Source organism: Streptomyces aculeolatus (assembly GCF_020400605.1).
GTDB classification, from domain to species: domain Bacteria; phylum Actinomycetota; class Actinomycetes; order Streptomycetales; family Streptomycetaceae; genus Streptomyces; species Streptomyces aculeolatus.
Genome location: NZ_JAINRD010000019.1, coordinates 185,629 through 192,012 on the forward strand (window position 1 = coordinate 185,629; position 6,384 = coordinate 192,012).

5 protein-coding genes are annotated in these 6,384 nt (G+C 76.0%); 3 read left to right on the plus strand and 2 right to left on the minus strand.

Annotation, left to right across the window (positions count from 1 at the left end; genetic code table 11):
• Positions 1-26: 26 nt before the first annotated feature.
• Together LG396_RS27635 and LG396_RS27640 are read right to left on the minus strand one after the other, a co-directional pair.
• Positions 27-557 (minus strand): SUKH-3 domain-containing protein, encoded by a 531-nt coding sequence (locus LG396_RS27635; protein WP_051642712.1) that lies wholly within the window; start codon positions 555-557, stop codon positions 27-29.
• 3 nt (positions 558-560) lie between these two features.
• A complete protein-coding gene (locus tag LG396_RS27640; protein ID WP_018838406.1) occupies positions 561-1,064 on the minus strand; it encodes a YwqJ-related putative deaminase in 504 nt (167 codons plus the stop codon).
• Between the two features lie 366 nt (positions 1,065-1,430).
• On the opposite strand from LG396_RS27640, the gene LG396_RS27645 reads away from it, so the two are divergent.
• From LG396_RS27645 to LG396_RS27655, 3 genes are all read left to right on the plus strand, one after another.
• A complete protein-coding gene (locus LG396_RS27645) occupies positions 1,431-2,414 on the plus strand; it encodes an SMI1/KNR4 family protein (RefSeq protein WP_106437534.1) in 984 nt (327 codons plus the stop codon).
• Between the two features lie 7 nt (positions 2,415-2,421).
• Positions 2,422-5,274: an SUKH-4 family immunity protein gene (locus LG396_RS27650; RefSeq protein WP_225796832.1), complete on the plus strand. Its 2,853-nt coding sequence runs from the start codon at positions 2,422-2,424 to the stop codon at positions 5,272-5,274.
• A 172-nt stretch (positions 5,275-5,446) separates the two neighbouring features.
• Positions 5,447-6,384: coiled-coil domain-containing protein (locus LG396_RS27655; protein WP_225796833.1), on the plus strand; the 938-nt coding region annotated here is incomplete at its 3' end.

Consider the following 6,384-nt stretch of genomic DNA (forward strand, 5'->3'; position numbering starts at 1 on the left):
GTCCCCGGCTCCGTCTCTGTGCGGCGCTATCCCGCCTCCGGTGTGAGGCGTTGCGGTTCGAGGCCCGTGACGAGTGTCACCAGCGCTTCGTCGACGGTCCTGCCGAGGAACCAGTCCCCGGCGTGGTCCAGCGCGTATCCGCGGCCGTTCGCGTCGACGGCGAGTACGGCCTGTGCCGTGCTGCCGTCGGGGGCGAGTTCTGCGCCCAGCGGGCACAGCTCCGTCTGGAGTGCGCGGCCGAGGTCCGCGAGGGTGCGGGTGAGGTGGAGTCCGTGCATGGGGTCGACGTGCAGGTCGGCGGGGCCCAGTTGGCGGCCGGGGCCTTCGCCGACGATGCGCAGGCCGCCGAATTCCGCCCAGGCCTCGACGGCTGCGGGGAATACCGCGTGTACGTGTCCGCCGGGCGAGATGTGGGCCCGTAGCGTGTCGGCCCAGCTCTCCGCCTGTCTTATGTCCCACCTGCCCGGCTCCCAGCCGGCGGCGCGCAGCGCGCTGTCGACGTCGACGGGGAAGCGCGTGTGGTGCGCGGCCAGGTCGCGCGGGTCCGTGGGGACCACGGCTCAGCCTTCGGCGTGCGCGTCACCGACTGTGCGCACGCCGAAGTGGGTGAGGAGGGCGGCGCAGGAGCGGCACGGCGGTGCGTACCGTCCGTGCAGCGGGTCGCCGTCCTCGCGGATGTGCCGGGCGGTGATCTTCGCCTGCTTCAGGGCGCGCCGTGCTTCTCCCGCGGAGAGCGGTTTGCGCGCGGCGCGTTTGCTGCGCGCGGCCTCGACGGCGGCCAGGTGCCGGGAGAGGAGCACGGCTTCCGGGCAGCGTCCGGTGAAGCGTTCGCGGCGGCCGCTGGTGAGGGTGTCGAGGAAGTCCTGGACGAGGGGGTGGAGCAGGGGCCCCTGGCCGGCGCGGCCGGCGGTGCAGGTGAGGGTCTGGCCGCGGACGGAGAGGGCGGCGCCGACGGCCGGCAGGACGCCGTCCCGCCGGCTGGTCAGGCGCGGTACGCCGTCGCCGGGCGCGGTGTCGCGCCAGTCTGTGCGGGGGTCGGCCGCCGGGCCTGTCCCCGTCCCCATGTCCGTTTCCATGTATCCGTACGGAGTGTCCGTCTGGCCGAACGTGCTTCCCATAACGCCGTATGGGTCGCCGCCGGTGAGCGGATCGACTGTGTCTGAGCGTGCGTGCATAGCGGTAAGAGCCTCCCCCGTGAAACTCCGCTGTCTCGCGTCGTCCAGCTTGCCACATACGTACGACACGACACCCGAGGTGCCTTCCGTACCGGCGTGTGCACACCCCGTGGCCCGGGCGGGTGCTGGGCAAGTCCGTCATTGCGGAGCAGATCACGCCGCTTGCCGGGGCGCTCTCTGACCAGGGCAAGACCGCCGGCCGCGGCACCCCATAGGCTGTGTTTTGACGGAGACCAACGGCAGGGGGCACACGCGATGACGTCAGGTCGGCGAGGAACGACCGTCGCACCGCCGAACGCGGCATACGCCGGGCAGGTCGTGAACTTCCCGGACCCGGTCCGGGCTGCCAGACACCCCCGGGGCGTGCGGGTCGACGCCGACGGTTACCCGGACTTCTCCGCGTACGCGCGCGCCGCGGCGGAGATCGCGGAGCCCCCGGAGGGCTTCGGCATCGACGAGCTGCGGCTGACGGACTACGTGTCGGCGAACGCGGCGCTGCATGCGCAGGGCCACGAGTTGTGGTCGACGCTGCCGCCGGTGGCGACGCCGCACGGCTGGACGTGGCATCACGTGGCGGGCAGCCGCCGCATGGAGCTGGTGCCGGCGGATGTGAAGGCGCTGCTGCGGCATCACGGCGGTCTGGCGACGGCGGCGGTGGACCAGGACAAGCGCGGTACGCGTCCGTTGCAGGAGACGCGGCCGGTGCACTTCACGCTGCCGCGTGACGGTGCGGCGGTGAGCGAGGACCAGGTCGCGGGTATCGAGGAGGATCTGGGGTACGGGCTGCCGGGTGCGTACCGCGACTTCCTGAAGGCGGCGGGCGGCTGTGCGCCGGTGGGCGCGGCGCTGGATCCGGATCTGGGGCTGCTGGTGGACCAGCCGTTCTTCACGGTGCGCGAGGAGGCGGCGGTCAATGATCTGGTCTATGTCAACAAGTGCCTGCGCGACCATCTGACGAAGGACTATCTGGGCATCGCGTTCCTGCAGGGCGGGGTGCTGGCGCTGAAGACGAAGGGCCGCAGGCGCGGCAGCGTGTGGTTCTGCCCGTACGACGACGCCCGCGACCAGGGCGATTCGGGCTGGTCGGTGGCGGAGCGGGTGGAGCGGCTGCTGCTGTTCTGCGGGGAGGACTTCGACGCCTTCCTGGACCGGCTGGTCGGGGGCCCGCCGGAGTTGGAGACCGTGGCGAATCTGATGGTGGACGGCGGCTTCGCGCGCGCCGTGCCGGTGGAGGGGTGAAGGCGTAGTGGTCACCTTCGCACAGGCGCAGGAGCGCGCCGACTCGTGGATCAACGGGGGGGTGCCGCAGCAGCGGCGCCGCGAGGTCAAGGTTCGGGAGTTCGAGCTGGGCTTCGTGGCCTGGGCCGAGATCCCGGCCGGTGGTGAGGTGCCGGAGGGTTCGGGGGCGCGGATGGTCATCGCGCGCGACTCGGGCGACACGACGCTGTGGCCGGCGCTGCCGGTGGGCGAGGTGATCCGGCGTTTCGAGGAGGAGTACGGGGGCGAGGAGGCTGCGGCGCCGCGGGGGGCGCAGCCGGGGGAGCGCGTGGACCTGGGTGCGACGTCGTTCCTGCTGACGCCGCCGGAGTGGCTGCAGGAGGCGGCGGACCAGATCGGGATCCCGCGGCGCGGGGACTCGGGTTCCCCGGGGTCTTCCGGTTCCTCGGGTTCTCCGGCGCCGTCCGGGTCTCCGGGTTCCGGCGGCGGCCGGCACGCGGGTGCGGCTGCGGGCTCCGGCCCGGCTGCGCCTGCGGCGCAGGGGAGTCCGGGTGCGCCGTACGGAGCGGGGAGTTCCGGTGCGCCGTCGCCGGCCGGCCCGGCTTCGCCGTACGCGGCGGGGGGTGCCGGTGCGGCCGGCGTCTCCGGGTCGGTGGGCCCGCGGGTGGACCCGACGGCGCCCGCGGCGGCGGCGCCGACTCCGTGGAACGACACCAACTCCCGCGGTGACGACGACGCCGCTTCCGTGCCTCTGCCGGAGACGGTCCTCTCGTCCCAGCTTCCCGAGACCCCGCCGCCGAGCGGCCCGTACCCGCCGCCGCCCGGCGGCGGCAGCTACCCCGGCCCTCCGGCCGGCCCGCACTCGGGTGCGGGCGCGCCGGGCTCCGGTGCGTACCCCGGTGCCCCGGGCACCCCGCCGCCGGCGCCGGGCGGCACTCCGCCCCCGGCTCCCGGCTCGGGCAGCTACCCCGGCGCGCCGGGTGCGCCGCCGGCGGCGCCCGCACCGCCGGGAGCCCCGGGTGCGATGGGAGCCCCTGGATCCACGGGCATGCCCGGCGCTCCGAGCGCCCCCGGCGCTCCGCCGGCTCCCGGCGCCCCCGCGGCGCCCGGCACTCCGGCCCCGCCCGGCCCGCCCGCGGCCCCCGGCGCCCCTTCGGCTCCCGGCGCACCTGGAGCCCCCGGTGCACCCGGCGCTCCCGGAGCGCCTTCCGCGCCGGGTGCCCCCGGTGCCCCGGCCGCGCACACCCCTGCCGCCCCGCCCCCCAACCCCGGCGGCGGCGCGGCGGACATCGCCGAGCAGGCCACCAGCAAGGCGACCCCCCTGCCGCCCCCGCTCAAGGGCAAGCGGGCCCCAGCCGGGCAGGGCGTACCGCCGCCGCCCGGTGCCCCCGGCACGCCCGGGGCCGGCCGCGGCTCGGGCACCCCGCCCCCGCCGTCCGCTCCGGGCGCTCCCGGCGGCGGCAACGCGTACATCCCGACCCAGTTGGTGTCGCAGGTCGATCCGGGCGCCTCCGCGGGCGGCGCGCCCCCCGGCCCACCGGCACCTCCCGGAGCGCCGGGCGCCCCCGGCGCACCTGCTGCTCCGCCCGCACCCGGCGCTCCTGGCGCACCCAGCGCTCCAGGCGCCCCCGGTGCACCCCCGCCGCCGGCGCCCGGCCAGGCGGCCCCGCCCCCCGGCGGCGCCCCGTTCGCGCCCGGCGCCCCGGGCGCCCCCGGCGCGCCCCCCGGGGCCGCCCCCTTCCCTCCGGGCGCCCCCGCCGGCCCCGGAGCCCCGGCACCGGGAGCGCCCGGCGCACCCGGAGCCCCCGGTATGCCGCCCCCCGGGGCCCCCGGCGTGCCTCCCGGCGCGCAGCCCGGCCCGCCCCAGGCCGGCTACGGCTATCCGCCCCCCGGCGTCCCCACCGTCGGTCCCGGCTACCTCGCCGTCCTGCGCTACCGCGCCCAGGACGGCTCCGAGCAGCAGGTCATGCGGCGCTCCGCCCCCGGCACCCCGCACCCCGAGTGGCAGATCCTGCACGAGCTGCGGGGCATGGGCGTACCGCCGCAGCAGGTCCTGGAGCTGCACACCGAGCTGGAGCCCTGCGATCTGCCCGGCGGCTACTGCTCGCGCATGATCCGTGAGACGTGGCCGCAGGTGCGGCTGAGCCACACCGCCTCGTACGGCCGCGACCACGCGTCCCGGCAGCAGGGCATGCAGCAGCTCATCGAGCACCAGGGCGAGCTGCACCAGGTCGCCGACGGTCCGGCCCGGCCGCGCCCGCAGCGCGTGCCGCTGCCGCCGCCGGGGCAGATCCCGGTGATGCCGCCGCTGCCGCCGGAGGGGCTGGGGCACGAGCTGCTGCAGGCGTTCGGGCCGCAGGGCGTGTTCCGCTACGACCAGCGGGCGGTGGCCCGCCAGGGCGTGCCGGACATCGTGGCGCAGACGCTCGTGTGGGCGGGGCTGCCGATGGACTTCGGCCCGTTCTTCTGGGGGCAGGCGCAGCCGGGCAGGCCGGTGCCGACGCTGGCGGAGCTGGCGGCGGAGCGGGGTGTGCAGGCGGCGCCGGACGCCGGTTCGTACCTCGTGATGGGCAACGACTTCGGCCGCCAGATGTGCGTCCAGTACGGGACGGCGCACATCGTCGCCGTGCCGCTGGAGGCGGCGCCCGGCGGGGGCAGCGCGCCGCCGCAGTTCGTGAACACGGGGCTGCCGGAGTTCGTGCGCTGCCTGGCGATGCTCCGCCACATGTGGGGGCTGCGCTTCGGCCTGACGCCGGACCAGGCGGGGCGCTGGACGGTCGACTTCCAGTCCCAGCTGGCGGCGATCGATCCGGCGGCGCTGGAGGGCCCGGACCACTGGTGGTCGGTGGTGCTCGAACAGCTCTGGGACGGTCTGTTGTAGCCCGTCGCGGGCAGTAGGGGAACGGCCTCACCGGCTCTGCCGGTGGGGCCGTTTCGTATGTTCTTCAACCGATGACCACCTGAAAGGAGCGGGTGTCAGGTTATGACCGATTAACGCGGATCCTGAAGGATGAGCGCCGACAGTCGACCGGGGACGAGAGGAGCTCGATCACATGGGTGCCGCGAAGACGTCGGCTCGGAGCTTCGACACCGTACGCGGTGGTCGCGGCTACCACCCCGACCAAGTGGACACCGCGGTGACCCGCGTGGGTGAGGAGCGCGACTCCGCCTGGGAGCGGGCCGCCCGGCTCACCGTGCTGGAGCGCGAGCTGAGCCAGGAACTGGAGCGGCTCAGCGGCGAGCTGGCGCAGGTGAAGGAGCAGACCTACGCCGAACTGGGCACCCGCGCGCAGGAGATCCTGCACCTCGCCCAGGACGAGGCCGCCGACCTCCGCGGCACCGCAGCGGAGCAGCTGCACCGCGCGCAGGCCGAGACCCGCCGGTACGTCGAGGAGACCACCGCCGACACCCGCCGCGCGGCGCAGGCGCTGCGCGAGGAGGCGGAGGCCCGGTTGCGCAGCGCGCTGGGGGCGGCCGAGCAGGAGGCCGCCGACCTGCTGTCCTCCGCGCACGCGGCGGTCGAGGACACCGCAGGCGAGGCGGCGGCGGCGCTGGCGGAGATGAAGCACCGCACGGCGGCGATGCTCGACGACGCGCGCCACGAACGCAAGGCGGCGGCACGGCGGCTGGCCGAGAAGGTGCGCGAGCGCCGGGAGGCCTTGGACGCCGACCTCGCCACCCGTACCCGCAGCGCGGAGGCCCACCTCGCCGACCAGCAGGCGGCGCACGCGGAGGCGGAGGCGTACGCGCGGCGCTGCCGCGAGGAGGCGGAGGCGCAGGGCGCGGAGCTGGTGGCGGAGGCGGTCGCGCAGGCGGAGCAGATCGAGCGCGACACGCAGCGCGCGCTGCGCGAGGCGGAGGTCCGCCGCGAGGAGCTGTCGGCGCACATGGAGCACGTACGCGCCACACTCACGGCGATGACGGGCCGCGCCCCGGACTCCGACCCGGCCACCGGCACGGTCCCGGGCCCCTCCCCCCACGGGGACGACTA